The 25,057-nt window shown below is 69.3% G+C and carries 22 protein-coding genes; 8 read left to right on the top strand and 14 right to left on the bottom strand.

Annotated elements, in window-relative coordinates:
- Positions 1-24: 24 nt before the first annotated feature.
- A complete protein-coding gene (locus FB384_RS18020) occupies positions 25-987 on the top strand; it encodes a PDR/VanB family oxidoreductase (RefSeq protein WP_307876978.1) in 963 nt (320 codons plus the stop codon).
- Between the two features lie 40 nt (positions 988-1,027).
- Here FB384_RS18020 and FB384_RS18025 read toward each other — a convergent pair whose 3' ends face one another.
- Positions 1,028-1,993 (bottom strand): Lrp/AsnC family transcriptional regulator, encoded by a 966-nt coding sequence (locus tag FB384_RS18025; protein WP_228726060.1) that lies wholly within the window; start codon positions 1,991-1,993, stop codon positions 1,028-1,030.
- 125 nt (positions 1,994-2,118) lie between these two features.
- On the opposite strand from FB384_RS18025, the gene FB384_RS18030 reads away from it, so the two are divergent.
- Both FB384_RS18030 and FB384_RS18035 read left to right on the top strand, forming a co-directional pair.
- Positions 2,119-3,342: a metal-dependent hydrolase family protein gene (locus FB384_RS18030; RefSeq protein ID WP_183784618.1), complete on the top strand. Its 1,224-nt coding sequence runs from the start codon at positions 2,119-2,121 to the stop codon at positions 3,340-3,342.
- Positions 3,339-4,742 carry a sodium:solute symporter family protein gene (locus FB384_RS18035; protein WP_221212784.1) on the top strand — a complete coding sequence of 468 codons (1,404 nt, stop codon included), beginning with the start codon at positions 3,339-3,341 and terminating at the stop codon, positions 4,740-4,742. Before FB384_RS18030 ends, FB384_RS18035 begins: the two co-directional genes overlap by 4 nt.
- Positions 4,743-4,836: 94 nt before the next feature.
- Here the strand turns inward: FB384_RS18035 and FB384_RS18040 are convergent, their stop codons facing one another.
- From FB384_RS18040 to FB384_RS18095, 12 genes are all read right to left on the bottom strand, one after another.
- The gene (locus FB384_RS18040; RefSeq protein WP_323985272.1) at positions 4,837-6,246 is read right to left on the bottom strand and encodes a rhamnulokinase; all 1,410 of its coding nucleotides are present in this window, start codon (positions 6,244-6,246) and stop codon (positions 4,837-4,839) included.
- 10 nt (positions 6,247-6,256) lie between these two features.
- Complete coding sequence (locus tag FB384_RS18045; RefSeq protein ID WP_183784620.1) at positions 6,257-8,332, bottom strand: bifunctional aldolase/short-chain dehydrogenase; 2,076 nt, start codon at positions 8,330-8,332, stop codon at positions 6,257-6,259.
- Positions 8,329-9,495, bottom strand: a complete 1,167-nt coding sequence (gene rhaI, locus FB384_RS18050; RefSeq protein ID WP_183784622.1) for an L-rhamnose isomerase — start codon at positions 9,493-9,495, stop codon at positions 8,329-8,331. The genes FB384_RS18045 and rhaI overlap by 4 nt, the downstream gene beginning before the upstream one ends.
- Entirely contained in the window at positions 9,495-9,854 is a 360-nt protein-coding gene (locus FB384_RS18055; protein WP_183784624.1) for an L-rhamnose mutarotase, read from the bottom strand. The genes rhaI and FB384_RS18055 overlap by 1 nt, the downstream gene beginning before the upstream one ends.
- Positions 9,851-11,155, bottom strand: a complete 1,305-nt coding sequence (locus FB384_RS18060) for an MFS transporter (protein WP_221212785.1) — start codon at positions 11,153-11,155, stop codon at positions 9,851-9,853. The genes FB384_RS18055 and FB384_RS18060 overlap by 4 nt, the downstream gene beginning before the upstream one ends.
- A gap of 102 nt (positions 11,156-11,257) precedes the next feature.
- Entirely contained in the window at positions 11,258-12,262 is a 1,005-nt protein-coding gene (locus FB384_RS18065; RefSeq protein ID WP_258937746.1) for a LacI family DNA-binding transcriptional regulator, read from the bottom strand.
- 336 nt (positions 12,263-12,598) lie between these two features.
- A complete protein-coding gene (locus FB384_RS18070; RefSeq protein ID WP_183784628.1) occupies positions 12,599-13,693 on the bottom strand; it encodes an ABC transporter ATP-binding protein in 1,095 nt (364 codons plus the stop codon).
- Positions 13,694-13,798: 105 nt separating this feature from the next.
- The gene (locus tag FB384_RS18075; protein ID WP_183784630.1) at positions 13,799-14,545 is read right to left on the bottom strand and encodes an HpcH/HpaI aldolase family protein; all 747 of its coding nucleotides are present in this window, start codon (positions 14,543-14,545) and stop codon (positions 13,799-13,801) included.
- On the bottom strand, positions 14,542-15,306 hold the full coding sequence (locus FB384_RS18080) for an SDR family NAD(P)-dependent oxidoreductase (RefSeq protein WP_183784632.1): 765 nt from the start codon (positions 15,304-15,306) through the stop codon (positions 14,542-14,544). The genes FB384_RS18075 and FB384_RS18080 overlap by 4 nt, the downstream gene beginning before the upstream one ends.
- Positions 15,303-16,619, bottom strand: coding sequence for a histidinol dehydrogenase (hisD, locus tag FB384_RS18085; RefSeq protein ID WP_183784634.1), 1,317 nt, complete (start codon positions 16,617-16,619; stop codon positions 15,303-15,305). Before hisD ends, FB384_RS18080 begins: the two co-directional genes overlap by 4 nt.
- Entirely contained in the window at positions 16,604-17,332 is a 729-nt protein-coding gene (locus FB384_RS18090) for an alpha/beta fold hydrolase (protein WP_183784636.1), read from the bottom strand. The genes hisD and FB384_RS18090 overlap by 16 nt, the downstream gene beginning before the upstream one ends.
- Positions 17,329-18,501 carry a cupin domain-containing protein gene (locus FB384_RS18095; protein ID WP_228726061.1) on the bottom strand — a complete coding sequence of 391 codons (1,173 nt, stop codon included), beginning with the start codon at positions 18,499-18,501 and terminating at the stop codon, positions 17,329-17,331. Before FB384_RS18095 ends, FB384_RS18090 begins: the two co-directional genes overlap by 4 nt.
- Before the next feature lie 114 nt (positions 18,502-18,615).
- Here FB384_RS18095 and FB384_RS18100 point away from each other — a divergent pair, with 114 nt between their 5' ends.
- From FB384_RS18100 to FB384_RS18120, 5 genes are all read left to right on the top strand, one after another.
- The gene (locus tag FB384_RS18100; protein WP_183784638.1) at positions 18,616-19,653 is read left to right on the top strand and encodes a LacI family DNA-binding transcriptional regulator; all 1,038 of its coding nucleotides are present in this window, start codon (positions 18,616-18,618) and stop codon (positions 19,651-19,653) included.
- Positions 19,654-19,906: 253 nt separating this feature from the next.
- Positions 19,907-20,824 carry a carbohydrate ABC transporter permease gene (locus tag FB384_RS18105; RefSeq protein WP_183784640.1) on the top strand — a complete coding sequence of 306 codons (918 nt, stop codon included), beginning with the start codon at positions 19,907-19,909 and terminating at the stop codon, positions 20,822-20,824.
- A complete protein-coding gene (locus FB384_RS18110) occupies positions 20,821-21,720 on the top strand; it encodes a carbohydrate ABC transporter permease (RefSeq protein ID WP_183784642.1) in 900 nt (299 codons plus the stop codon). The genes FB384_RS18105 and FB384_RS18110 overlap by 4 nt, the downstream gene beginning before the upstream one ends.
- Before the next feature lie 5 nt (positions 21,721-21,725).
- Positions 21,726-23,111 carry an ABC transporter substrate-binding protein gene (locus FB384_RS18115; protein WP_183784644.1) on the top strand — a complete coding sequence of 462 codons (1,386 nt, stop codon included), beginning with the start codon at positions 21,726-21,728 and terminating at the stop codon, positions 23,109-23,111.
- Positions 23,108-24,118: a nuclear transport factor 2 family protein gene (locus tag FB384_RS18120; RefSeq protein WP_183784646.1), complete on the top strand. Its 1,011-nt coding sequence runs from the start codon at positions 23,108-23,110 to the stop codon at positions 24,116-24,118. The genes FB384_RS18115 and FB384_RS18120 overlap by 4 nt, the downstream gene beginning before the upstream one ends.
- On the opposite strand, the gene FB384_RS18125 is transcribed toward FB384_RS18120, so the two are convergent.
- On the bottom strand, positions 24,113-25,009 hold the full coding sequence (locus tag FB384_RS18125; protein ID WP_183784648.1) for a LysR family transcriptional regulator: 897 nt from the start codon (positions 25,007-25,009) through the stop codon (positions 24,113-24,115). The two genes, FB384_RS18120 and FB384_RS18125, sit on opposite strands and share 6 nt — an antisense overlap.
- Between the last annotated feature and the right edge of the window lie 48 nt (positions 25,010-25,057).

Genomic DNA, 25,057 nt, shown 5'->3' on the forward strand with positions numbered 1-25,057 from the left:
CGGAGGGCGGGAACGGAAGTGAGCATGGCGATGCACAGGATCCCCGTACGAGTGGCGGACGTCGTCGACGAGACGGCCGACATCCGCAGTCTGCGGTTGACCAGGACCGACGGCGCGGAGTTCCCGGCGTACGAGGCGGGCGCGCACGTCGACGTCGTCGGCCCGACGGGGCTGACCCGGCAGTACTCGCTGTGTGGCAGGCCGAGTGACCGATCGTCGCTGCACATCGCCGTCAAGCGGGAGCCGGATTCGCGCGGTGGTTCCCAGGCGCTGCACACCGTCTCGGTAGGCGACTCCCTGGAGGTCGGGCAGCCGCGGAACCTGCTGACGCTCGCCCCGGACGCTGACCGGCACCTGCTCGTCGCTGGCGGCATCGGTGTCACACCACTGCTGGGCATGGCCTACGAACTGGCCGCCAGGGGAGCGGAGTTCGAACTCCACTACTTCGCGCGCTCCAGAGAGGAGGCCGCGTTCGTCGACCACCTCGAGAGTGTCACCGAGTTCCGGGGCCGGGTCCACCTGCGGTTCGGTACCCCGCGGGACAAGTTTCCCGCGGTGCTGGCGGATCTGGTGCCGGAGCTGACGCCGGGGAGTCACGTCTACACGTGCGGGCCGGAAGGGTTCATGACCGAGGTGGTGACGGCCTGCGCCCCGGTGGTGGGCGAACAGCGGGTCCACATCGAACACTTCGTCGCCGCCGCGGACGAGGCGGGCGAGGACGATGCCTTCACCGTGGAACTGGACACGGGGGAGACGTTCGAGATCCCGGCGGGGCAGTCGATCCTCAGCGTGCTCGGCGAGAACGGCATCGAGGTGTTCAAATCCTGCGAGGAAGGGATCTGCGGATCGTGCGTGTCCGGCGTGCTGGCAGGCACCCCGGATCATCGGGACCGGTGCCTGTCGGCGGCCGACCGATCGGCGGGCGACCAGATGGCACTGTGCGTCTCGCGCGCGCTCACCGACAAGCTCGTCATCGAGCTCTACTGACCGGCGTGCCGGCCTGCGGGGCGCCCGGTGGTCTGTGCCGCTAGCGCCGCGGGGACCAGTACCGCATCAGCACCGACAGGACGGTCGACACCTCGAATCCGGTGATGCCGGGGTGCCTGCCGAGGTCGTCGGACAGGAACGTCGCGAGGTCGTCCTCGTGGTGGAACAGCCCGTGGTGGAGGACCGAGGACGTCCCGGCCACGGTGGTCACGTAGCGCGCGGACTCGTGGCCTGCCAGGGCGGTGGCGACGCTGCGCATCGACGCCGGTGACGTGGCCAGGGAGACGACGGCCTCGAGCGGGTAGCCCAGCAACGCCGGCTCGATCTCGACACGTGGTTGCACGAGCCCGCGGTCGAGCACCGATTGGGTCGTGCGATACGCGGTGGACGCGCTCCTGCCGAGCTCGCGGGCGATCTCGGCGGCACTCGCTCTGCCGTTGCGGTGCAGTACCGCGGCGACGGCACGTTCGTCGTCGTCCATCGGCACCGGGGCGTCGGGCGGTGCGCCGTGCCGGTGCGCGGCGAGTGTCTCCTCCTGCTGCGGTGTCAGCCGGTGCAGGCGCCACCGCGACCCGGAGACGTACCGGTGCAGACCGAGCTCCGAGTGTGTCGTGAGGATGCCTGCGATCGACGGCAAAGTCGTGGCCAGCAGCTCCGCGGCGTCCGCGCGCCGGCGGGGGTGGAGGATGCAGTAGACGTCGGCGCGGCCCGTGGTCGACGCGACGAACTGTGCCTCGGGCAGGTCCGCGACGGCCGTGGCGACCTCGCGTGCGTGTCCCGGCGCCGTGGAGATCCACACGTGGTGCGGGGTGGCGCCGTCTAGCCACCAGGGGATCTGGCCGACGATGCGGAGCCCGTAGTGCTCGCGCAGTCTCGTCAACCGCCTGCTGACGGTGCCCGTCGAGATCCCGAGCGTCGTCGCGAGCACCTGCAAGCTCACCCGTGGCGCCAGCTGCAGCGCCGCGACGAGGTCGAGGTCTTCGGGGTCGAGGGTCTCCGCCAGCATGTCCTGTTTCTAGCACGAGCGCTCTGTGTGAACGATCAGAGTCATGTATGGATCTATATTGACAGATTCACCTCATCAGTTGAAGGTATGCGGTCATATTGTTCTGTTGATCGGAGGTTAGTCCGATGACCGCAACGCTCCTCGTCCGCGACGCCCACGTGCTCGATCCGGAGCAGGGGGAGTACCGGCGAGCCGACCTACGGTGCGAGAACGGCCGGGTGGTCGAGGTCGACGACCGCATCCGCCCGGCGTCCGACATCCCGGTGCTCGACGTCCACGGCGGACACGTGCTGCCGGGCCTGATCGACTGCCACGTGCACGTCCTCGCCTTCAGCGGCAACCTCACCGTGGTCGCCGACGCGCCGCCGACCTATGTCACGGCCGGAGCCGTCCGCAACATGGGTGCGATGCTCGACCGCGGGTTCACGACCGTGCGCGACACCGGCGGCGCGGATTTCGGCCTGGCACGGGCTCGGGAAGAGGGGCTCATCCGCGGGCCACGACTGTTCTACGGCGGCAAGGCCCTGAGCCAGACGGGCGGGCACGGTGACAAGCGGACCGTCGAGCAGAACCACGTCGACGGGCACCCGTGCTGCTCCGGAACCGGCCGGGTCGTCGACGGCGCGGACGAGGTGCGCAAGGCCGTCCGGGAGGAGCTGCGGCGCGGTGCCCACCACTTGAAGCTGCACGCCTCGGGCGGGGTGTCGTCACTGGGGGACAGGATCGGCTCGACGCAGTACTCGATGGACGAGCTGCGCGCGGCCGTCGACGAGGCCGAGGCGGCGGGCCGCTACGTCACCGTGCACGCCTACCCGCCGTACGCCATCAACCGTGCGCTCGAGGCGGGTGTCCACTGCGTCGAACACGGTAACCTGCTCGACGACCGCACGGTGGAGCTGCTGCTCGAACGTGATGCGTTCCTCGTCCCCACGCTCGTGACCTACTTCGCGCTGCGCGAGGAGGGCCGGGACCACGGGTTGCCGCAGGCCAGCTGGGAGAAGGTCGGCGAAGTGCTCGACAACGGCCTCGGCGCGCTGGAGACGGCCTCACGGGCGGGCGTGCGGCTGGCCTACGGCTCCGACCTGCTCGGCGGGATGCAGCGGAGGCAAAACGAGGAGTTCCGCATCAGGGCGCAGGTACAGCGCCCGCTCGACGTCATCCGGGCGGCGACGACCAACGCGGCGGCGCTCGTCGGCATGCGAGGTGAGCTCGGCACGCTCGCGCCGGGGGCGCACGCCGACCTGGTCGTCCTCGACGAGGACCCGCTCGCCGACGTCACCGTGCTGGCCGACCCCGGCAACATCCGCACGGTCGTGCAGGGCGCTCGCGTGGTGAGGAGTGAGCCATGAGGGATGCGCTGATTCTCGGCTCGATCTGTGCCTACGTCGCCGCGATGGTCGCGATCGGCTTCTGGGCGGCGAGGAAGATCAAGAACAATCACGACTTCATGCTGGCCGGACAGCGGCTCGGCAGGCTCGTGCTGATGGGCACGCTGCTGGCCACCTGGACGGGCGCGGGCACGATCATGGGGCGGGCGTCGTTCTCGTACACCTACGGGCCGCTCGCGAGCATCTTCTACAGCATCGGCGCTCCGCTGGGCATCCTGATCATGTACCTGTTCCTCGCCAAGCGCGTCCGCGAGCACAGCAAGTACACGGTTCCCGAGCTCATGCAGCAACGCTACGGACCGTCCGTCCGGATCGTCACCGCCGTGGCGATCGTGATCGCCTACAGCGCGATCGTCTCCGAACAGGTGCGCGGCCTCGGTTACATCCTGCACCTCACGACGGGCTTCCCCGAGGGCGTCGCGAAGATCGTGGGGCTCGTCGTGGTCGTGTTCCTCGCGTTCAGTGGCGGGCTGATCTCGGTGGCCTACACCGACGCGCTGAGCGCGCTGCTCATCACCATCGGCCTGGTCGGGGCGTTCATCTTCGTGCTCGTGACGCTCGGCGGCTTCGGCGGCCTGGCCGAGCGGCTCCCCGAGGACCACATGACGTGGAGCGGCGGACTGACCCCGATCCAGATGCTGGGGTACGTGCTGCCGACGCTGTTGCTGATTCTGGGCGACCAGAACATGTACCAGCGGTTCAGTGCCGCACAGAGCCCGGAAGTGGCGAAACGATCGACCGTCGGATTCCTGGCAGGTGACCTGCTGTTCTACGGGGCGGTCATCGTCATCTCCTCGGGTGCGGCGGTGCTGCTCCCTGCGATCCAACCGGACACCGCGGTGCTGCGGCTCTCGACCGACTCGTTGCCGGTGGCGCTCGGGGCGATCATGCTCATGGCCGCGACCGCGTTCATCATCACGACCGCCAACTCGTACCTGTTGTCGTCCGCGGGGAACCTGGTCCGTGACATCTACGGTTCGCTGTCGAAGAAGGAACGTGGTTCCCGCAGGGAGCTGTTGCTGACGAGGATGACGATCGTGTTGCTCGGCGCGGCGGCGTTCGTGATCGGCGAGTTCTTCCCCGGGGTGCTGGAGATCCAGGTGTTCGCGTACACCATGTACGGCGCGGTCGTGACGCCGTCCCTGCTCGCGACATTCCTGTGGCGGCGGGCGACCGCCGTCGGATGTATCGCGTCGATGATCACCGGCATCGTGGCGACCGTCGGATGGGAGTTCGGCCTCGACAAGCCCTTCGACTGGAACAGTGTGCTCGTCGCCCTGCCACTGGCCGTACTGGCACTCGTCGTCGGCAGCCTGCTGACCACTCCGCGTGCACCGGCCGAACAGTCGGTCCCCGCATGAGCGGGTGAGCCGCTGCCGCGACGGCCGGTCTCCGCCGCCGTCGGCCCTGGGCGGCCGGCGGCGGAGGCCGGCATGTGCCGGCTCGGCGAACCGCTCACGACGGCAAGTAGGTCTCCAGGTGGTGGGTACGGGCGACGAGGGCACGGAGGTCGTCGAGGCCTCCGCGGATCAGCCCCGCGGCTCGTGCCTGGACGAGCACGTTGCCGGTGGCCGTCGCCTCGACCGGGCCCGCGACGACCGGGCGGCCCGTGCGCTCGGCGGTGAGCCGGCACAGCAGGGTGTTGCGGCATCCTCCGCCGACCATGTGCACGACCGGTACGGAGCGCCCCGTCAGCTTCTCCGCCGTGGTGATCGTCCGGGCGTAGGCCTCGGCAAGGCTTTCCAGGATGCACCGCACGAACTCGGGCCGGGTTCCGGGGACGGGCAGGTCGTGTTCGGACAGCCACGCCGCAATCCGCGCGGGCATGTCGCCGGGCGGCAGGAATCGCTCGTCGTCGGTGTCGAACACCGGCACGCGCCCCGGTGGCACGTCGGCCGCCTGCGCGAGCAGCGTGGACAGGTCGACGTCCGGATCGTTGCCGCGCCAGTGCGCCACGGACTCGCTCAGCAGCCACAGTCCCGTGACGTTGTGCAGATACCTGATCCGGCCGTCGACGCCGAGCTCGTTGGTGAACCCGGCCGCGCGCGACTCCTCCGACAGGACCGGCTCGGCCAACTCGACACCCACCAGCGACCAGGTGCCGCACGAGATGTAGGCGAACGACTCCTCGGCCGCGGGTACGGCCGCCACCGCCGACGCCGTGTCGTGCGAACCGACCGCGGTGACGCGGGTCCGGTGTCCGCCCCGTACCTCGGTCTCGCCGATCGAGTCGCCGGGCGACACCAGGGGAGGTAGCAGGGAACGGTCGATGCCGAGCAGCTCCGGCAACGACCGGTTCCACGCTTCGCCGCCGGGCTCGAGCAGCCCGGTGGTCGACGCGTTGGTGCGTTCGGCGACCTGCACTCCCGTCAGCCAGTAGGCCAGCAGATCCGGCAGCAGCAGCATCCGGTCCGCGACGTCGAGCAGTCCCGTGCGCCGGTCAGCGGCGAGCTGGAACAGCGTGTTGAACGGCAGATGCTGCAGCCCGTTGTGCCGGTACAGCTCCTCGGGACCGACGACCGCGTGCACGTCCCGCACCCCGTTGGCGGTCCGCGGGTCGCGATAGTGGTACGGAACGCCGAGCAGCGTGCCCGCGCGCAGCAGGCCGTAGTCGACGGCCCACGAGTCGATGCCGACGCTCAGCAGGCCGGGCGCCCGGATCGCGGCCTCGGCGACTCCTTCCCGCAGCCGCCGGTAGAGCTCGAGGATGTTCCAGTGCAGCCCGTCGGGCGTGCGCACCGGTTCGTTCCCGAACCGGCTGACGGTCTCCAGCCGCAGCTCGTGCTCGCCGACGTGGCCGAGCATGACGCGCCCGCCCGACGCGCCCAGGTCGACCGCGGCGACGCTCCCGTGGGCAGTGCTCACCGACCCCTCCTCACCGCAGGAACGCCGCGGCCACGCCCGCGTCCACGGGCACGTGCAACCCCGTCGTGTGGCTCAGGTCGCCACCGGTGAGCGCGAACACCGCGTTGGCCACGTGCTCGGGCAGCACCTCCCGCTTGAGCAGCGTTCGCTGTGCGTAGAACGCGCCTAGCTCGGACTCCGCGACGCCGTAGACCTTCGCTCGCTCGGCACCCCAGCCGCCCGCGAAGATGCCCGAGCCGCGCACCACCCCGTCGGGGTTGACGCCGTTGACCCGGATGCCGTGCTCGCCCAGTTCGGCGGCCAGCAGCCGCACCTGATGCGCCTGGTCGGCCTTCGTCGCCGAGTAGGCGATGTTGTTCGGCCCCGCGACCACGCTGTTCTTCGACACGACGTAGACGAGGTCGCCGCCGAGTCCCTGCGCGAGGAAGACCTCCGCGGCGGCGCGGCTGACCAGGAACGAGCCCTTCGCCATCACATCGTGCTGCCGATCCCAGTCCTCCGCGGTGGTGTCCAGCAGCGGCTTCGACAAGGACATCCCGGCGTTGTTGACCACCAGGTCCAGCCCGCCGAACGCCAGCACGGCCTCCCGTACGGCCTCGGCCACGCCCGCCTCGTCGCTGACGTCGGCGCGCACCCCGATCGCCACGTCCGGAGACCCGAGTTCGGCGGCGGCCGCTGCGGCCTTGTCGGCGTCGAGGTCGGCGACCACCACGGTGGCACCTTCCGCGGCGAGCCGCTGCGCCGTGGCCTTGCCGATGCCCGACGCCGCGCCGGTCACGAGTGCGACGCGCGTCGCCAGCGGCTTCGGAGCGGGACGCCTGCGCAGCTTCGCCTCTTCGAGCTCCCAGTACTCGATGCGGAACTTCTCGGACTCGTCGATGGGCCGGTAGCTGGAGACGGCCTCGGCGCCACGCATCACGTTGATTGCGTTGACGTAGAACTCGCCCGCCACTCGGGCGGTCTGCTTGTCGCCGCCGTAGCTGAACATGCCGACCCCGGGTACGAGCACGATCGCCGGGTCGGCCCCGCGCATCGGCGGCGAGTCCGCGGTGGCGTGCCGGTGGTAGTAGCCGGCGTAGTCCTCGCGATACCGGGCGTGCAGCTCGCGCAGTCGCTGCGCCGACTCCTCGACCGTGGCGGTCGCGGGCAAGTCGAGCACGAGCGGCTTGACCTTGGTGCGAAGGAAGTGGTCCGGACAGCTGGTGCCGAGCTCGGCGAGCCGCGGATGCTCGGCCCGCGACAGGAAATCGAGCACCTCGGGGCTGTCGGTGAAATGGCCGACCTGCCGCCGGTCCGTGCTCGCCAGGCCGCGAATGATCGGCGCGAGCGCGGCCGCCTTCGCACGGCGCTGCGCCTCGGGCAGCGGTTCGCGGCCGTCGAGCACCGCACCGAACGGTTCAGGCCTGCCGTGCTCGGCGATGTAGGCCGCGGCCGTGTCGATCATCCACAGCGAGTTCCGTTCGCACTCCTCGCTGGTGTCGCCCCACGCCGTGATGCCGTGACCGCCGAGGACCACGCCGACCGCGTCGGGGTGATCCCGCTTGATGTCGGCGATGTCCTGCCCGAGCTGCCAGCCGGGGCGGCGCCACGGCACCCAGACGACCGCACCGCCGAAGATCTTCTCCGTCAGCGCGGGGCCGTCGACGGCCGTGGCGATCGCGATACCGCTGTCGGGGTGGAGGTGGTCGACGTGGCAGGCGTCGACGAGACCGTGCATGGCGGTGTCGATCGACGGGGCCGCGCCGCCCTTGCCGTGCAGCGTGTAGTCGAAGGCCGCGACCATCTCGTCCTCGCGGTCGAGCCCGGGGTAGACCGAGCGCAGTGCCTGCAGCCGGTCCAGCCGCAGCACTGCCAGGCCCGGTTCGGTGAGGGTGCCGAGATCCCCGCCGGATCCCTTGACCCACAACAGGTCCACGGCCTCGCCGGTGACCGGGTCGACATCCGTGCCCTTCGCGGAGGCGTTGCCGCCCGCGAAGTTGGTGTTCTTCGGGTCGGACCCGAGGCGGTTACTGCGCGCCAGCAGGTCGGCGACGACGGAATCTGCTGTGGTCACGGTGTTCTCCTTCGTTGTGCGACCGTCGCTCATGCGCCCCAGCCCGCCTGGGTGCCGCCGACCCGCTCCTCGGCGAGGCGGCGCCCGTGTCCCGACTCGGCGTACGCGCGCATCGGATCGGCGGGCAGGCCGCGGGATTCGCGCCACGCGGCCAGATCGCCGCGCACATCGGTCTGGAACGCGTCCATGAGCACCTCGTTGGCGGCGAGCACGTCGTGTTCCGCCTGCGCCTTCGCCAATGCCGCGTGGTCGACCAGCAGCGCCCGCGCCGTCATCTCCTGCACGTTGAGGACCGAGCGGATCTGCCCCGGGATCTTCTCCTCGACGTTGTGGCACTGGTCGAGCATGAAGCGCACCGGCGAATCCTCGGCGAGCCCGCCGCCCGCGACGACCTCGTGCAGGATGCGGAACAGCTGGAAGGGATCGGCCGCGCCGACGATCAGGTCGTCGTCGGCGTAGAACCGGGAGTTGAAGTCGAACGAACCCAGTCTGCCGAGCCGCAGCAGCTGCATGACGATGAACTCGACGTTCGTGCCCGGCGCGTGATGCCCGGTGTCCAAACACACCAGTGCCCGGTCACCGAGAGCGCTCACCTGGGCCAGCGAGGTTCCCCAGTCCGGCACGTCGGTGTGGTAGAAGGCCGGTTCGAAGAATTTGTACTCGAGCACGAGCCGTTGGTGGTCGGCGAGCCGTTCGTAGATGGTGGCCAGTGATTCGGCGAGGCGGTCCTGCCTGGCGCGCAGGGAATCCTGTCCCGGGTAGTTGGTGCCGTCGGCCAGCCAGATCTTCAGATCCGTCGACCCGGTCGCGTGCATGATGTCGAGGCACCGGAAGTGCGCGTCGATCGCCTGCTGCCGGATCCGTGCGTCGGAATGGGTCAGGCTGCCGAACTTGTAGTCCTCGTCCTGGAACGTGTTCGAGTTGATCGTGCCGAGCTCGACCCCGCGCTCGCGAGCATATCGCCCGAGCACCGCGTAGTCGTCGACGGTGTCCCACGGAATGTGCAGCGCGACGGCCGGGGCGAGGCCGGTCAGCTCGTGGACCGTGGCGGCGTCGGCGATCTTCTCCTCGGGGGTGCGAGGGGTCCCCGGGGTGCTGAACACCTTGAACCTGGTACCGGAGTTGCCGAACGCCCAGCTGGGCAGTTCGATGGCCTGCCGGGCGAGTGTCTCGGTGATGTCGGCGAAGCGGGGCATTACACGCCATTCCCTTCCTGCGGGCGAGCGGTACGGGACAACTGGTCCTCGAGGTGGAAGACCTCGTCGAGCGAGACCGCGGTCCGGTCGGGGCGGCCGTCGCCGACGAAGAACTCGCTCATCTCCGCCTCCCACCGCGCGGCGACCTCCGATCGCGCCAGGTAGGCGTCCGAGCGCTCCACCGATTCGGTCTCGTAGTAGCCGATGAGCAGGCCGTCCTCGCGGAGGAAGAGCGAATAGTTGCGCCTGCCGGACGCTTCGATCTCCCGGAGCATCTCGGGCCACACTGCTGCGTGCCTGCGGCGGTACTCGTCGATCCGCTCGGGTGCGACCTGCAGTTGGAAACAGACCCTGATCACGAGCGCACCGCCAGGTCGTCCTCGCCCTCCGGCGACGTGCCGTACCGCTCCCTCTCGATGTCCTGCAGCGTTCGGCCCTGCGTGTTCGGTGCGCCGATCGTGCCCACGAGCAGTGCGACGGCCAGCAGCGCCAGGATGATCACGCCGACACCCTGGAGGCCGAGCTGCGTGAGCATCACCGGGAACCACACACTCAGCAGGCCGACGACGATCCGTGCGGACAGGAACAGCACGCCCTGGGCACTCGCGCGATACTGCGTGGCGAACAGCTCGCTCGTCCACAACCCGTAGAACGCCTGCGCGCCGATACCGGACGAGATACCCCAGCCGATCGCGAAGAACAGCAGTGTGGAGGTTCCCGGCGGTGCGTAGATCAGTGCGGCCCACGCGACGATGCCGAGCAGCGCGCCGGAGAAGTACAGCCAGCGCCTGCTCACCCGGTCGGCGAGGAGCATGAATCCGAGGTAGGTCGTCAGGCTCGTGCAGCCCCAGACCACGACCTGCAGGAGGTACTGCTGGGTGACCTCCGTGAAGCCGGCGGCGTCGTACACCCGCGGCTGGAAGATGCCCGCCTGGCCGGCGACCGCGTTCCACAATGCGTAGACACCGAACAGGAACAGCAGCGCGGTGAGGTTGACGCGTTTGGTCAGCAGTCCGCGCAGGCTGGACAGGAACGTGACCTGCTTGCCGGAGGTGGTGCGGTTCGTCCAGATCGTGGATTCGGCGAGGCCCCGTCGTACCCACCAGGTCACCGCGGCGACCACGAACAGGTGCGCGAAGATCAGCCTGCTGCCGAGCAATCCGAGCGGAACGAGGGCTGCGGCCAGCAGATAGCCGACCATGGGGCCGAGCGACCACGCCAGTTGCGCGGTGCCGACGTGCGCGGCTCTGCGGTCGGCCGGCGCCTCTTCCGCGATGTATGTCCACGAGGCCGTGACACCGGCGCCGACCGCGATACCGGTCAGCACGAATGCGATGAGCAACATCGCGAACGACGCGGCGAAGACGGCCAGCAGCGACCCGAGCATGAACAACAGCAGGTCGTAGGTGTAGATGAACTTCCTGCCGTAGCGGTCGCACAGCGGACCGCCGATGGCCGCGCCCGCCGCGGCGCCGAAGGCGTTGGCGCTGAGCGAGGCGAGCAGGCCGACGGCCAGGTCGTCGAGCCCGAAGTGCTCCTGCCACAGGCTCAGGCTCGTGGCGATCGCGATGATCGAGCCCGCCTCGATGTAGTTGGACATGGCCACGGCGATCGTCGCTCGCCAGCCTGTCGTGTGTCGTGCGCCTACTCGGACCGTCATTGGTCCTCCCGCTTCAGCCGCCGTTGGTTGAATCGTTTCAAAAACTGTAGGGGACCACGACCGTGTGAACAAGGCCCGAATTCGGAGGGGAGCGACGGGCGGTCAGCGGCGGGCGAGACTGGAGCGCCGCACGACCAGTTCGGGGGTGAATTCCACGTTCTCGTGGACGTGCTGTTCGTCGCCCGCGATCTCGCGGACCAGCAGTTCCGTGGCCGTGGCGCCCATCTGGGCCGCGGGCTGGCGAACGGAGGTGAGTGGTACCGCAGCGGCGGCCGCGAAGTCGATGTCGTCGTAGCCGACGAGTGCGATGTCGTCGGGTACGGCGACCCGCGCCGCGACGAGAGTCTGGAGCACGCCGAGTGCGATGAGGTCGTTGGCGCAGAACACGCCCGTGGGGCGTGGGTTCAGTCCGAGCAGGCGGGAACCGGCGTCCCGGCCGGCGTCGACGTCCAGGCGTTCGGTCTCGATGACGGTGACGGCGTCGTGGTCGACGCCGGCGTCGTCGCACGCCTGGAGGGCGCCGGTGCGGCGGTCGAGGCACTGCGGCAGCGACATCGGCCCGCTGACGTAGGCGATGTCGCGGTGGCCCTGTTCGAGCAGGTGGCCGACGGCGAGCCTGCCCCCGGTGACGTCGTCGACCGACACCGAGCACGCCTCGTCGCCGGAGGCGACGCGGTCGAGGAAGACGTACGGGATTCCGTGTCTGCGCAGTACGGACAGCGACGTCGTCGAACTGTCGGTCGGGGTCACGAGCGCGCCGCGGACCCGTTGCTCGGCGAACAGGCCGAGGTAGAACTCCTCCGCGGTGAGCTCCTGGGAGCTGTCGCAGAGCATGACGCCGAGCCCGTCGGCGCGGGCGGCCTGCTCGGCACCGTGTGCCATGCCGACGAAGAACGGGTTGCGCATGTCCAGCACGAGCAGGCCCAGCATGCGGCTGTGGCCGGCACGCAGCTGACGGGCCGATTCGCTGCGTACGTAACCGAGCTTCTCGACGGCCCGCATCACCCGCGCGTGCGTGTCGGCGGAGAGCAGTTCCGGGTGGTTCAGCGCGTTGGAAACCGTGGCCACCGACACGTCGGCTGCGCGGGCGACATCCTTGATGCTCACCCCGCGGGAGCGGCTATCGGGTCGGTCCGCCACCCCGACTCCCGTCTGCAGTGCCGCCGTCGCGGCGGTGCGTACCGGTGAATCCTTTCATGATCGGACCATAACCCACTTGAATCGTTTTCATGGTGCTGCCGCGCCGGACCAGTGCCGGGCCGACACGGCGTGCCGTGCCGGAGAGGACACCGCGGGCCGGTGGTCGCTCATCCGGTACGTCGGTGAGCGGCACCGGTCCGCGGGCAGGCCACTGTGGTGCGGCGGGACGAGGAGGCGCTGATGCCATCGACCGGGAAGGTGGCGGGGTGCGCCAACGGCGTGCCGGTTTAGTCGGCGTGCCGGTCAGCCGGCCGCGGGTAGCCGGAGGCCGGTCTCCGAGTGGAAGGCGTGCACCTCGTCGGGACTGGTGATGGCGACCGTGACGGTCTCCCCGAGTTTCGGTGGCGTGCGCCCGTCGGCACGGACCACGAACCGTTCGGAGTGCTCGCCCACCCGGACGGTGCCGTGGACGTAGGCGTCCGCGCCGAGCTCCTCCACGAGCTCCACCGTCATCGCCGCGCCGTCCTCACCGGAACCGGCCAGCCGCAACGACTCCGGTCGCACACCCAGCGTCAGCGTGCCACCGGCCGCGGCGAGGGTGTCTCGCGACAGCGGCACGCTGAGACCGTCGAGGCGGGCACCGTCGTCGACCACGGTCACCGTTTTGAGGTTCATCGCGGGGGAGCCGATGAAACCGGCCACGAACGCGTTGGTCGGCCGTTCGTACAGGTTGCGCGGGGTGTCGCACTGCTGCAGCGTGCCGTCCTTGAGCACCGCCACGCGATGCCCCATCGTCATCGCCTCGATCTGATCGTGGGTGACGTAGATCGTGGTGGTGCTGAGTCGATCCTGGAGTGAGGCGATGTTGGCGCGGGTCTCGACCCGCAGTTTCGCGTCCAGGTTGGAGAGCGGTTCGTCCATGAGGAACACCGACGGCTCCCGGACGATCGCCCTGCCCATGGCGACCCGTTGCCGCTGTCCGCCCGAAAGGGCCTTCGGCTTGCGGTCCAGGTACGCGGTGAGGTCGAGCAGCTCGGCCGCCTGCCGCACCCGGTCGGCGATGCTCGCCTTCGATTCCCCTTTGAGTTTGAGCGCGAAGCTCATGTTCTCCGCAACCGTCATGTGCGGGTACAAGGCGTAGGACTGGAACACCATGGCGATGTCGCGGTCCTTCGCGGGCGTATCGGTGATGTCCCTTTCGTCGATGTGGATGGCGCCCTCGTCGACGTCCTCGAGACCGGCCAGCATGCGCAACGCCGTGGACTTGCCGGAACCCGAAGGGCCGACCAGGACGAGGAACTCACCGTCGGCGACGGTCAGGTCGAGCCGGTCGACCGCGCGCACCGGGGGCGAACCGGGGTACAGCCGGGATGCATTCCGGTAGCTGACCTCTGCCATGGAAACCACCTTTCACCGTGGGCGCCGGACACCTTCGGCCGGACGCCGCGGAGATTGCCGTCCGGCCGCCGGTCGGCCGGACGTCGAAGGGCACCGTGCGGGCGATCATGCCGAGGCCAGACCCCGGACGGTGCCGAGCAGGATATGGGCCAGGTTGAACACGACCGCCCCGGCGGGCGCCGCTGCCGCCGCCTCCGTGGTCGACACGATGGTGACCAGCGGCGTGCCGGCCTCGGCGGCCGCGTCGACGGCACCGTCCGCGGCGGCCCGCACCGCGGGGTCGGCGGTCCCGCCGGGCCTGCCCATCGACACCGCGAGATCCGCGGGGCCGATCATCAGCGCGTCGACACCGTCTACGGCCGCGATGTCACCGGCCGCTGCGCACGCCGACTCCGTCTCGAGCATCGGTATCACGAGCGTGGTCTCCGCCGCGTTCGCCAGATGCTCCACGGCCCCCGTGGCGCCGAACGAGCCGGCACGCGAGTACGTCGCGAACCCGCGCTCGCCCAGCGGGGGATACCGGGCCGCGGACACCGCACGCCGGGCCTGCTCCGGCGTGTCGACGTGCGGCACGACCACGCCCTCCGCGCCGAGATCGAGGACGCGCAGCGTGAATGCCGGCTCGTCGTGGCCGACACGGATCAGCACGCCGATGCCCCGTGCCTGGGCCGCCTGGATGTGCTGCTGCAGCGGAACCAGGTCGGCGGGGCCGTGCTCGCAGTCGATGAGCACGAAATCCAGGCCGCCGATGCCGCACAGCTCGACGAGGTAGTCCGAGGGCATGCGCACCAGGCCGCCGCGCAGCCGATCACCGGCCGACAGTCGCCGCTTGAGTTCGGATTTCGCGGTCATCGCGCCACCATTCCCGCCGACAGGTCGATGTCTGCAGCGCACAGCCCGGGCATCGAGAGCATCGACACGAGCGCCGTGGCCACCTCCTGCTCGGTCACCATGCGGCCGAGTGCCGCCCGCGAGACGAACGCGGCCTCCGCCTCCTCGTAACTGGTGCCGGTCCGCTCGGCCTCGAGCCGGAAGTTGCGTTCCATCCGCGGCCCTGCGACCGGACCGGGGGAGAGCGAGTTGACGTTCACCCCCAGCGGGCCGACCTCCGCGGCGAGCGTGGTCGTGAGTCCCAGCACGGCCATCTTCGAGGCACAGTACGGAGTCCGCCGGACGAGCGGCCGTTTCCCGCTGACCGACGCGATGTTCACGATGTCACCGGATCCCCGCGCGAGCATGCCGGGCAGCAGCGCGCGGCACATCAGGTACGTGCCGTGCACGTTGCCGGCGAACACCTCCGACCACTCGGCCGGTTCGATGTCCGTCAGCGGTTTCACGGGGCCGGGCGTGCCCGCGTTGTTGACGAGGATTGACACGTCCTCGTCGGCGAGCTCGGCCGTCAACGCGGTCACCGAGTCCGGGTCGGCGACATCGACCGTGACGGCGCGTCCCGGCACCGCCAGTCCGGCCACGGTCTCCTCGACCTTCGCCGCCGTCCGGCCGGCGGCGATCACGCGGCAGCCGTTGTCGGCCAGCGCGGTGCACATCGCCCGGCCCAGTCCGGAACCGCCGCCGGTGACCAGCGCCGTCCTGCCCGACAGTACGTCCGTCATGTGCGCACCTCCGCCTGCGGAGCCCACGGCAGTGACGCACCGCCGTACTTCGCGGCACGCACGTCGCCGGAGCGGGCGTGTCCTTCGAACAGCTCGACGCGTGCGGCCCGGCCGCACACCTCGCCGAGCCGCGCGCTGGCGGCCGGATCGGTGACCTCCTGATACGTCACCGTCTTCAGATACTTGCCGACCCAGAGGCCGCCCGTGTATCGGGCCGCACCCTTGGTGGGCAGCACGTGGTTCGTACCGCTGACCTTGTCGCCGTAGGACACGCACGTGCCCTCGCCGAGGAACAGGGCGCCGTACTGGTTCATCCGGTCCAACGCCTGCCGCGGGTTCTCGGTGAGGACCTGGACGTGTTCGCTGGCGTAGCCGTCCGCGACCTCGAACGCCTCGTCCAGCGAATCCACGACGACGATCTCGCCGTGATCGCGCCACGACGGTTCGGCGAAGTCGCGCGTGGGCATGTCGGGTAGCAGCCGCTCGACGTGTTCGAGCACCGCGTGGCCGAGGTCGGCCGACGTCGTGACGAGCACGGCGGGCGAGTCCGGCCCGTGTTCGGCCTGCGACAACAGATCCACCGCGACGACGAACGGATCCGCGGTCTCGTCGGCCACGATGAGGATCTCGGTGGGACCCGCGAACAGGTCGATACCGACCTCACCGAACAGCTGCCGTTTGGCCTCCGCCACGTAGGCGTTGCCCGGCCCCGCGATCAGATCGACCCGCGGCAGCGTCTCGGTGCCGACGGCGAGTGCGGCCATCGCCGGCACGCCGCCGAGCAGATAGATCTCGTCGGCGCCGGCCATGTGCATCGCCGCGACGGTCGCCGCGGGAACCTCGCCGCGGATGGGCGGAGTGCACGCCGCGACCCTGGGCACACCGGCGACCTTCGCGGTCACGATCGTCATGTGGGCCGACGCGGTCAGGGGATACCGGCCGCCCGGCACGTACGACCCGGCGGCCGCCACGGGCACGTGCCGCTGTCCGAGATGCACTCCGGGCAGCGTTTCGACCTCGATGTCGCGCATCGACTCGCGCTGGTGCCTGGCGAATCCGCGGACCTGCTCCTGGACGAACCGGATGTCCTCGATCACCTGCTCGGGGACGCCGGCGACGATCCGTTCGACCTCCTCGGCGGTCAGCCGGAACGAGTCCGGCGACCATCCGTCGAACCGCTCGGAGTACTCGCGGACGGCGGCGTCGCCGCGGTCGCGGATGTCGGCGATGATCGTCGAGACCCGCTCGGCGACGTCGGCGTCCTGCGTGGCGCCGGGCCGCTGACCTGCGGGCGCCTTCACGAGTTCGGGCATGGGTTTCCTTTCGGGATGCGGCAGCGGGTGAGCCAGTCGGTCAGGTGGTCGGCGACCTCGGCAGGCCGCTCGACGGGGAGCAGATGTCCGGCTCCCTGGACGGTGTGCAGTTCCGCGCCCGGCACGGCGCCGGCGATCCGGCGGTGGAACTCCGGCGGGCACAACGCGTCGGCCGTGCCGCACAGCACCAGGGTCGGAACGTCGACCTCGGCCAGCGATGCCGTGGCGTCGGTGCGGGTCGCCTGCGCGGCAAGCTGCCTGCGGAACGCCTCCGGTCCCACCCTTTCGGCCATCTCCGTGAACCGGCCGGCGTGCTGTGCGGGCGGTTCGGGTGCCGCGAACATCGTCGGCAGGATCGAATCACGGACGACGTCGGAAAAGCCGCCGCGGCGGGTCTGCGCGTCGAACGTCGCCCATCCGGCCCGTTGGGCCTTCGTCGGTGCGCCGGCATTCGTGGACATCGCTGCGAACGCCGTGACGCGCTCGGGTGCGCGCCGCAGCACCTCGAAGCCGACGATCGCGCCGAGGCTCAGTCCGACGAGGACGAACGGTTCGTCCGACGCGGCGAGTACCTCCTCGGCCATGCCGCCGATGCTCGGCGCCGTCGGGACGACGTCCGACACTCGCGGGCCGAATGCGGCACGGACGTCGTCCCACAGCGCGGTGTCACAGAGCATCCCGGACACCGTGACGACGGGCGCGGCGGCTGTCATTCCCCGATCTTCCTCGGCACCAGCGCGTAGGGCGCGACGTAGCCGTTGTGGTCGATGGCGATTCCGGTGTCCGCGGCCGCCTTGGTGACCTCGTCGTCCCACTGCAGCCGGACCCGGCCGTCACCACCGTTGATGACGAGCAGCGAGGCGGTCTCGTCGCCGACGTTGCGGATGGACCGCCACGCGCCCCGCGGCACGGAGAGCATGTCCCACGGGCCCAGTCGCACCGTGACCTGGTTGTCGGAGTCCTCGGAGTTGAGCGCGATCTCCCACTCGCCGTCCTTGGCGAGCAGGACCTGCGTCTCATGGTGGCGGTGCCCGCGCATCCCGCTGCCCGGCTCGGCCCGCAGCCACGCGACGTTGTGCCCGTGCGGGTTGTGGATCGGCGGCTCCTGGTCCCGGTTCTCGGTCATGCCGTACCCGATGACCAGTGCCAGTTCCGCGCCGCCGCCGGGAAGCAGGCTGTCGAGGAACGCCGAGGAGGAGAAATCGAGGTCGTCGGGCGAGGCGATGCGCCTGCGCATCTCCTCCACGGAGTAGCTGCGCAGGTTCGCGATCTGCTCGGGCGTCATCGGCCGGACGAGTTCGTCGTCGTCCGGCGGCTCGTCACCGGCCTCGGTGTCGATGAGGGCGCTCTCGGTCGTGAGGTAGAGCCCGTGGTCGGCCGCCTGCTGCAGCACCGAGGGGCCCCAGATGATGCCGCCGGTGTCGTCGTGGCCGAGCGTGGTGAACAGCCAGCCGTCGTCGGGGCCGATGTTGGTGAACCCGCGGAAGATCCACGTCGGCATCGAGGCGATGTCGCCTTCTCGCAGTACGAGTTCGCCGTCCTTGCCGTCGGCGCCCCATCGCAGGAGGAACTCCCCGCGGAAGCAGTAGAAGACCTCCGCCGTGAAGTGCAGGTGCAGATTGTTGGTGATCCCGTTCGGCATCGCGGCGGCGCCGATGTTGTAGCCGTGCGGTTCACGCAGGTTGACCACCTGATCGGAATTCTGCGAAACGCCCGGCCCGATCATCGCGTAGTTCTCCTTGCGATCCGATCCGGGCGTGCGGCAGTCGATGAACGCCTGGTTGCAGGAGACGAAGTCGCTGCGGCGGACGGTACGCCGGGCGGCCTCGTCCTCGCTCACCATCACCTGGTCACTGTGCACGGTCACATCCGATTGCTTCATACGTATGCACATTAGTTGGACCAGGGCAGTCGTTGTCAACCGTCACCTGGGTCAGATGGGTCGTCGGCAGTGCGAGGACGTATGCTCGATCGCGACCGGAACGGGGAGGCAGACGTGGGGATCACCAGCCGCGACGTGGCACGACTGGCGGGCGTGTCGCAGCCGACGGTGTCGAGGGCGCTGCGCGGGGACCCGCGGGTGTCCGAGGACACCGTGCGCAGGGTGCGTATGGCGGCGGAAGCGCTCAACTACGTTCCCAGCGAGGCCGGTCGTTCACTGTCGACGCAGATCAGTCATCGCATCGGAGTGCTGGTCACCGACCTCACCAACCCGTTCTACCCGCACCTGGTCGGGCCGTTGCACGACGAACTCGAGCGGCTCGGATACCGCATGATGCTCTTCACGGAACGGTCCGAAGCCACTGCGGCCGCGGAGCGGCTCGTGGACCGGTCCATCGACGGACTCGTCCTGGCGACGTCCACGCTGGACTCCGGGTTGCCGGCCGAGTTGAGCCGGCGACAGCTGCCGTTCGTGTATCTCAACCGTGAGGGAACGGTGCCCGCGGACGCGATCGTGGTCGACAACCGGCGCGGTGGTGAACTGGTCGCCGAGGAGCTGGTGAAGTCGGGCCACACCCGCATCGGTGCGATCTTCGGGCCCGACAACACGAGCACCGGACGGGATCGTGAGATCGGGTTCCGGCAGGGGCTGGCCGACGCCGGCATCGCCCTGCGTCCCGCACATGTCCGGCACGGTCCGTTCGAATTCGAGACCGGTGCGCAAGCGCTGGCCGAACTCCTGGACACCGATCCGGTGCCGACGGCCGTGTTCTGCGGAAACGACGTCGTGGCCATCGGTGTGATCGATGCGGCCCGCCGGTTCGGGGTCGACATCCCCGAGCAGCTGTCGGTCGTCGGGTTCGACGACATCCCGATGGCGTCGTGGGCGAGTTTCGAGCTGAGCACGGTGCGCCACGACCTCGACGAGATGGCGCGCACCGCGGCGAGGCTCCTCGTCGCGCGGGTGTCCGGCGACGACGCGAACCTCGAGCCGAGTGGAGTGGACGGCAACGGTGCGGCGGGCCAGCGGCGCGTCACGCTCGAGCCGCACTTCGTCGCGCGGCGCACGCATTCCGAGCCGTCGCAGAGCTGATCGCCCGGCTCGACGTCGGTCGTCTCCAGGCTTCGCGCGATCAGTACATACGAAGAATCGCCTGCGTTGAGCTGATATCCGGCGGTGCCCGGATCGATGTGCAGTGGTTCTTTCCTGGTCAACTCTTCTAACTCGATGCAGTCGAGATTCTCGAGAGACCTTCCGTTCGGGCATTGTCTCGCAGCTGTGAATACGCATACACTGCGCGGCACCCCGATCGCGCCGTTCTTCCGGCAGAGGAGGTCGACCCTCGATGGTGGCATCCACCGTCTCCCCACCGCGCAGGCGTTCCGGTTGGCGCAGACGTGCCGAACCGTACGTACATCTGGCGCCCGCACTGCTTGCTATCGGACTGACGACGGTGTACCCGCTCGTCTCCGCGCTCATCACGAGCTTCCGGCACTGGCGCCTCAACGAGACCAGAGAGCCGGGCGAATTCGTCGGGCTGGACCAGTATCAGCGCGCCTTCACCGACGGCACGTTCTACAACAGTGCCTGGGTGACGCTCGAGTTCACGGTGATCTCGGTCGTGCTGTCGGTCGGCCTCGGCCTCGGCATCGCGCTGATCCTGAACAATCGCACGAGACTGAGCGCCTTCACCAAGGCGCTGCTGATCCTGCCGTTCGCCGTGGCACCCGCCCTGAAGGGCTTCTCGTGGCGGTTCATGCTCAACCCGGACACCGGTGTCTACGACAAGATGCTCGACACGGTGTTCCCGTTCTTCGGCGACATCAATTGGCTCGGTGACCCTTTCTGGGCGCTGATGGCGCTGGCGCTGACGGAGGTCTGGGGATGGGCTCCGCTGATCGCCTTGATGCTCCTCGGCGGACTCGGATCGATCTCGCCGGAGGTGCGGGAAGCTGCCAAGCTCGACGGTGCGTCGCCGTGGCAGGAGTTCTGGCGCGTGACGTTCCCGCTGCTGCGTCCGCTGCTGCTCGTCGTCGTCTTCCTCAAGGCCGTGTTCTCGGTGAAGATCTTCGATCAGGTCGTCACGACCACCGGCGGCGGTCCGGGACGCGCGACGGAGAGCATGAACTTCTTCGCCTACAACCAGGGATTCACCTTCCTCGACATCGGATACGCCTCGGCCGTCTCCTGGGTCATCGTCCTCGTGCTCGGAGTGCTGGCCGCCCTGTATCTGATCGCGATGGCCAGGCAGGAGGCGAAATGACCGACATGGCAGTGAAACCGGAACCGGCGGCCTCCGTCCCGGCCGAGCCCCCACCACCGCGGCGGCAGCGCAGGCGCAGCGGCTGGTCGGCGGTGGGGTCGACGGCGCGAGTGGTGGCGACCCTGGCGATTCTCTTCTTCGTGCTGTTCCCGATCGTGTGGATGGCACTGACGGCGTTCAAGCCCGCACGTGACGCCTTCTCGACGTCGCTGGTGTTCACACCGAGTCTCGAGAACTTCTCCGCCGTACTCGGTGGAGCGAGTGACCTGAGCGGCGCCCTGGTCAACAGTGTCCTGATCGGTGTCGCCACGACCGTGGTCGCCGTGCCGTTGGCGTTGCTCGCGGCCTACGGGTTCTCCCGCTATCGGTTCCCGGGGCACCGTTCGATGTTGCTGGCGATCGTGGCGACGCAGTTCATCCCCGGAGTGGCGATCGCGTTGCCGTTCCTCACGCTGTTCCGCAGTCTCGGCCTCATCGACACGCATCTGGCGCTGGTCGTCGTGAATCTGTCGATCGTGGTCCCGTACATCACGTGGCTGCTGAAAGGATTCGTCGACGGCCTGCCGACGGAGATCGAGGAGGCGGCCCGCATCGACGGCTGCGGCCAGGTCGCGCTGCTGTGGCGGGTGATCACTCCGCTGGCGGCGCCGGGCATCTTCGTCTCGGCGGTCTTCTCGTTCCTCCTGGCATGGAACGAGTTCCTGTTCCCGACCTTCCTGTCGCGTTCGGACGCCACGACGCTTCCGGTGGCACTCATGACGCTGGTGTTGCCGGAGGGCGTCGCGTGGGGACAGATGGCCGCGGCCGGCTTGCTGGTGATGGCGCCGATGCTGGTGATGGCCTTCCTCGTGCGGAAGCACTTCGCCGAGGGGATGACGATGGGAGCCGTGAAATGAGGCGCATGCGACGGACCGTCAGGGCGGCGCTGGCGCTCGGGGTGTCGGCCGTGCTGCTGGCGACCGGCTGTACGGCCGGTCCCGGCGATCGGAACCTGTCCGAGCTGGTCGCCGACGCTCCGGTCGGGGAGAAAGGACTGCTCGAGGGCAAACCCTACGACGGTACACACATCCGGCTGCTGAGCTGCTGCAAGACGACAGCGCAGTTCGCGGCGCTGCAGCAACGCACCGGCGAGGAGTTCACGAAGAAGACCGGGATCACGGTCGAGTGGGCCAACATCCCGTACGAGTCGTACCTGCAGCAGATCGTCGCCGAGACCGCCATCGGCGGTGGCACCTACGATCTCGTCGTGTGGCCGGACGCCTACGGCGCTTCGGCGAAGATCGGCCTGCAGCCGTTGAACACGATGCTGAAGCGTTCGGATCGGTCCATCGAGGAGTTTCCGCCTCCCTTCCAGGACGCCGCCCGTGCCGGCGACGACCACACCGTGTACGGGCTGCCGTTCCGCGGATTCTCGTACAACTACTTCTACCGCGAGAGCGAGTTCGAACGGCGCGGTATGGAGCCCGCCGAGACGTGGTCGGAGTTCGGGAAGCAGCTGGACGAGCTCGACGGGTCGGGCGGCCGCTCGGCCCTGGCCGGGCAGTACGGCCGTAACGGCGGCCAGAACCTCTACACGTGGCTGGCGATGCTCTGGAGCAACGGCGGTGAGGTGCTCGACGAGGACGGGGATCCGGCGTTCACGACGCCCGCGGCGGTCGAGGCGACGGAGCGGTACATCGACCTGCTGCGTGACGGTCACAGCCCGCCGGCGTCGGTCAACTGGACGGAGACCGACGCGACGCAGTCCTTCGAGCAGAACAGCAGCAATTCGGTGTTCACGTGGGGCTGGCAGATCGACGACTTCACCGATCCCGGCAAGGTGCAACCGGAGGTCGCCGACGACATCGGAGTGGCGCCGCTGCCGGGGTGGGGCGGCAAACAGGCCGTCACGTACGGCTACACGTGGCTGATGGGCGTGCTCAACACGTCGGAGAACCAGGGCGCGGCGTGGGAGTACCTGAAGTGGCTCACTCATCCCGACACCGAAAGGGACGTCGCGCTGGACAAGTCCGATCCGGACACGGCGACCAGCGTCGTCGTGCACAACGAGAACATGCGCGACGACGCAGTGAACGAGGCCAACCACGGACTGCCCCGACTGCAGGAACGCGCGTTGCGCAGTGCCAGGACGGTGCCGATGACCATCGACTGGCCTCAGGTACAGGACGTGCTCGAGGTGGCGATCAACGAGATGGCGCACGGCGCCGATGTGCCCAGTCGGCTCGCCCGCGCGGCGGACGAGGTGCAGGCACTGCTGGACCGTGGCCGAGCAGGAGGCGAATCATGACCGAAACCGTGACGGTGGAGCGTTGGCCGGTCCCGGTCGCCTACGAGCCGTACCGCGACCCCGAGGAGTTCATCGTCGAGTGGACCGACCGCATCTGGGTACGCCGCGGGGTCGGCCTGATCCGCGACAACTACGCGGCCGACGCGGTGGTCCACGGGGCCTACGGCACGAGCCGCGGTGTCGAACCGGTCGTGCGGTCGACGTTGACGAAGATCGCGGCCTACCCGGATCGGGTGGGGCAGGCCGAGGACGTGGTGTGGGAGCGGCGGGGCGACGACGCTTTCCTGAGCTCGCACCGGATCTACAGCACGGGTACGCACACCGGGATCTCGGCCTACGGACCGCCGACGCACCGCTCGTTCTCGTCGCGCACCATCGCCACGTGCCTCTACCGCCGTGGCGTGATGGAGTACGAGTGGGTGATCCGCGACGAGTACGCGGTCGTGGCGCAGCTCGGTCTCGACCCGGACGCCGTCGCGCGGGAACTGGCGTTCCCTGGCTGGCCGGACCGCGACCCGTTGCCGGACGTGCTGACGGCGGGCGAGACGGGCCCGCGGCCGGATCTGCACCGGGCGGAGTGCGAGCACGCCCTCGGACTGATCGAGCGGGTGTGGAACCAGCGGATGTTCGACGAGGTGACCGACTTCGTCGCACGGGACGTCACCTCCGACATCTCCCGGGACCGCACGCTGACCCGTCCCGACGGTTACCAGCGGGGACTGCTCGAACTGCTGGCGCCCGTCCCGGACGGGCGCTTCGAGATCAGGGACGTGGTCGCGCACGAGTCCGGGCCGCACGGCGGTGTCCGCGTCGGCGTCGTGTGGTGGCTGGACGGGACTTACTGCGGGGCGCCTGCCTACGGTCCGACGACCGGGACACCGGTGCGCCTGCTTGGGTCCTCGCAGTTCCTGTTCCGGGACGGCAGGATCGTGCGGGAATGGCGGGTCTACGACGAGCTCTCGATCATGGCGCAGATCGCGCGGGCGCGCGGCGACGAACCGTCATGATCTGCTGAGCAGCATGCGCTGGGCGAGCCGGGCGAGTTCGCGGCTCGCGGGGGAGAGCACCTCGCCTTCCCTGCGGACGAGCGCGATCGTGTCGTGGAGCGGTTCGGCGAACCCGACCGTGTGCACCGACGGCGGGCACACGGAGCTTTCCGCCACCGCACGCGACACGATCGTGTCCCCGATACCGCGAGCGACGAGCGCGAGGGCGGACTCGACGTGTTCGACCTCGATCCACGGTTCGAGCTTGACACCGGCGACCTGCGCGCGTTCGGCGAGCTGCCTGCGCGTCGGATCGGCCCAGCCGTAATGCGCGTCGTAGAGGATCAGTCGGGACCGGCCGAGTCCCGCGGTCGTGACCGGTTCGGCCACGCGTGCCGGATCGGCGCTGGCGTACCGGACCTCGTCGCGCAGCAGTGGTGTGACGTCGAGGCCGTCGTCGTCGATGGGCAGCACGACGAGGCCCGCCTCGACGGTGCCCGCGGCCACGGCGGACGCCACCTCGACCGAGTTCAATCCGATCAGCCGGATCCGCACCTCGGGGTAGTTGTCGTGGAACTGTTCGGCCAGGTCGGACAGCAGATAGTACGCGGCGTTGCGCAGCAGGCCGAAGGTGGCGACACCGCCCCGGAGCGATCGGACGGACCGCAGCGCCTGTTCGGCGCCGTCGGCAGCCGCGACGGCGCGTTCGGCGAACGGCAGCAGCGCCGAGCCGGCAGCCGTGAGCACGAGACGCCTGCCGCCGCGAGAGAACACGGGGGTGCCGTGCTCGTCCTCCAGCTTCCGGATCAATTCCGACACGGAGGCCTGTGTGATGTCCATCCGCGCGGCCGCCGCGGTGAACGACCCGGTGCGCACCGCCTCCAGGAACGCGCGGAGCTGTTTCAGAGTCACAGGGAAACCCTATCGCAAGGTCAGGATTGCATGGGGTTGTCCTTTGCT

Origin of the sequence: Prauserella sediminis, assembly GCF_014195435.1 — a bacterium.
GTDB classification, from domain to species: Bacteria; Actinomycetota; Actinomycetes; order Mycobacteriales; family Pseudonocardiaceae; genus Prauserella; species Prauserella salsuginis.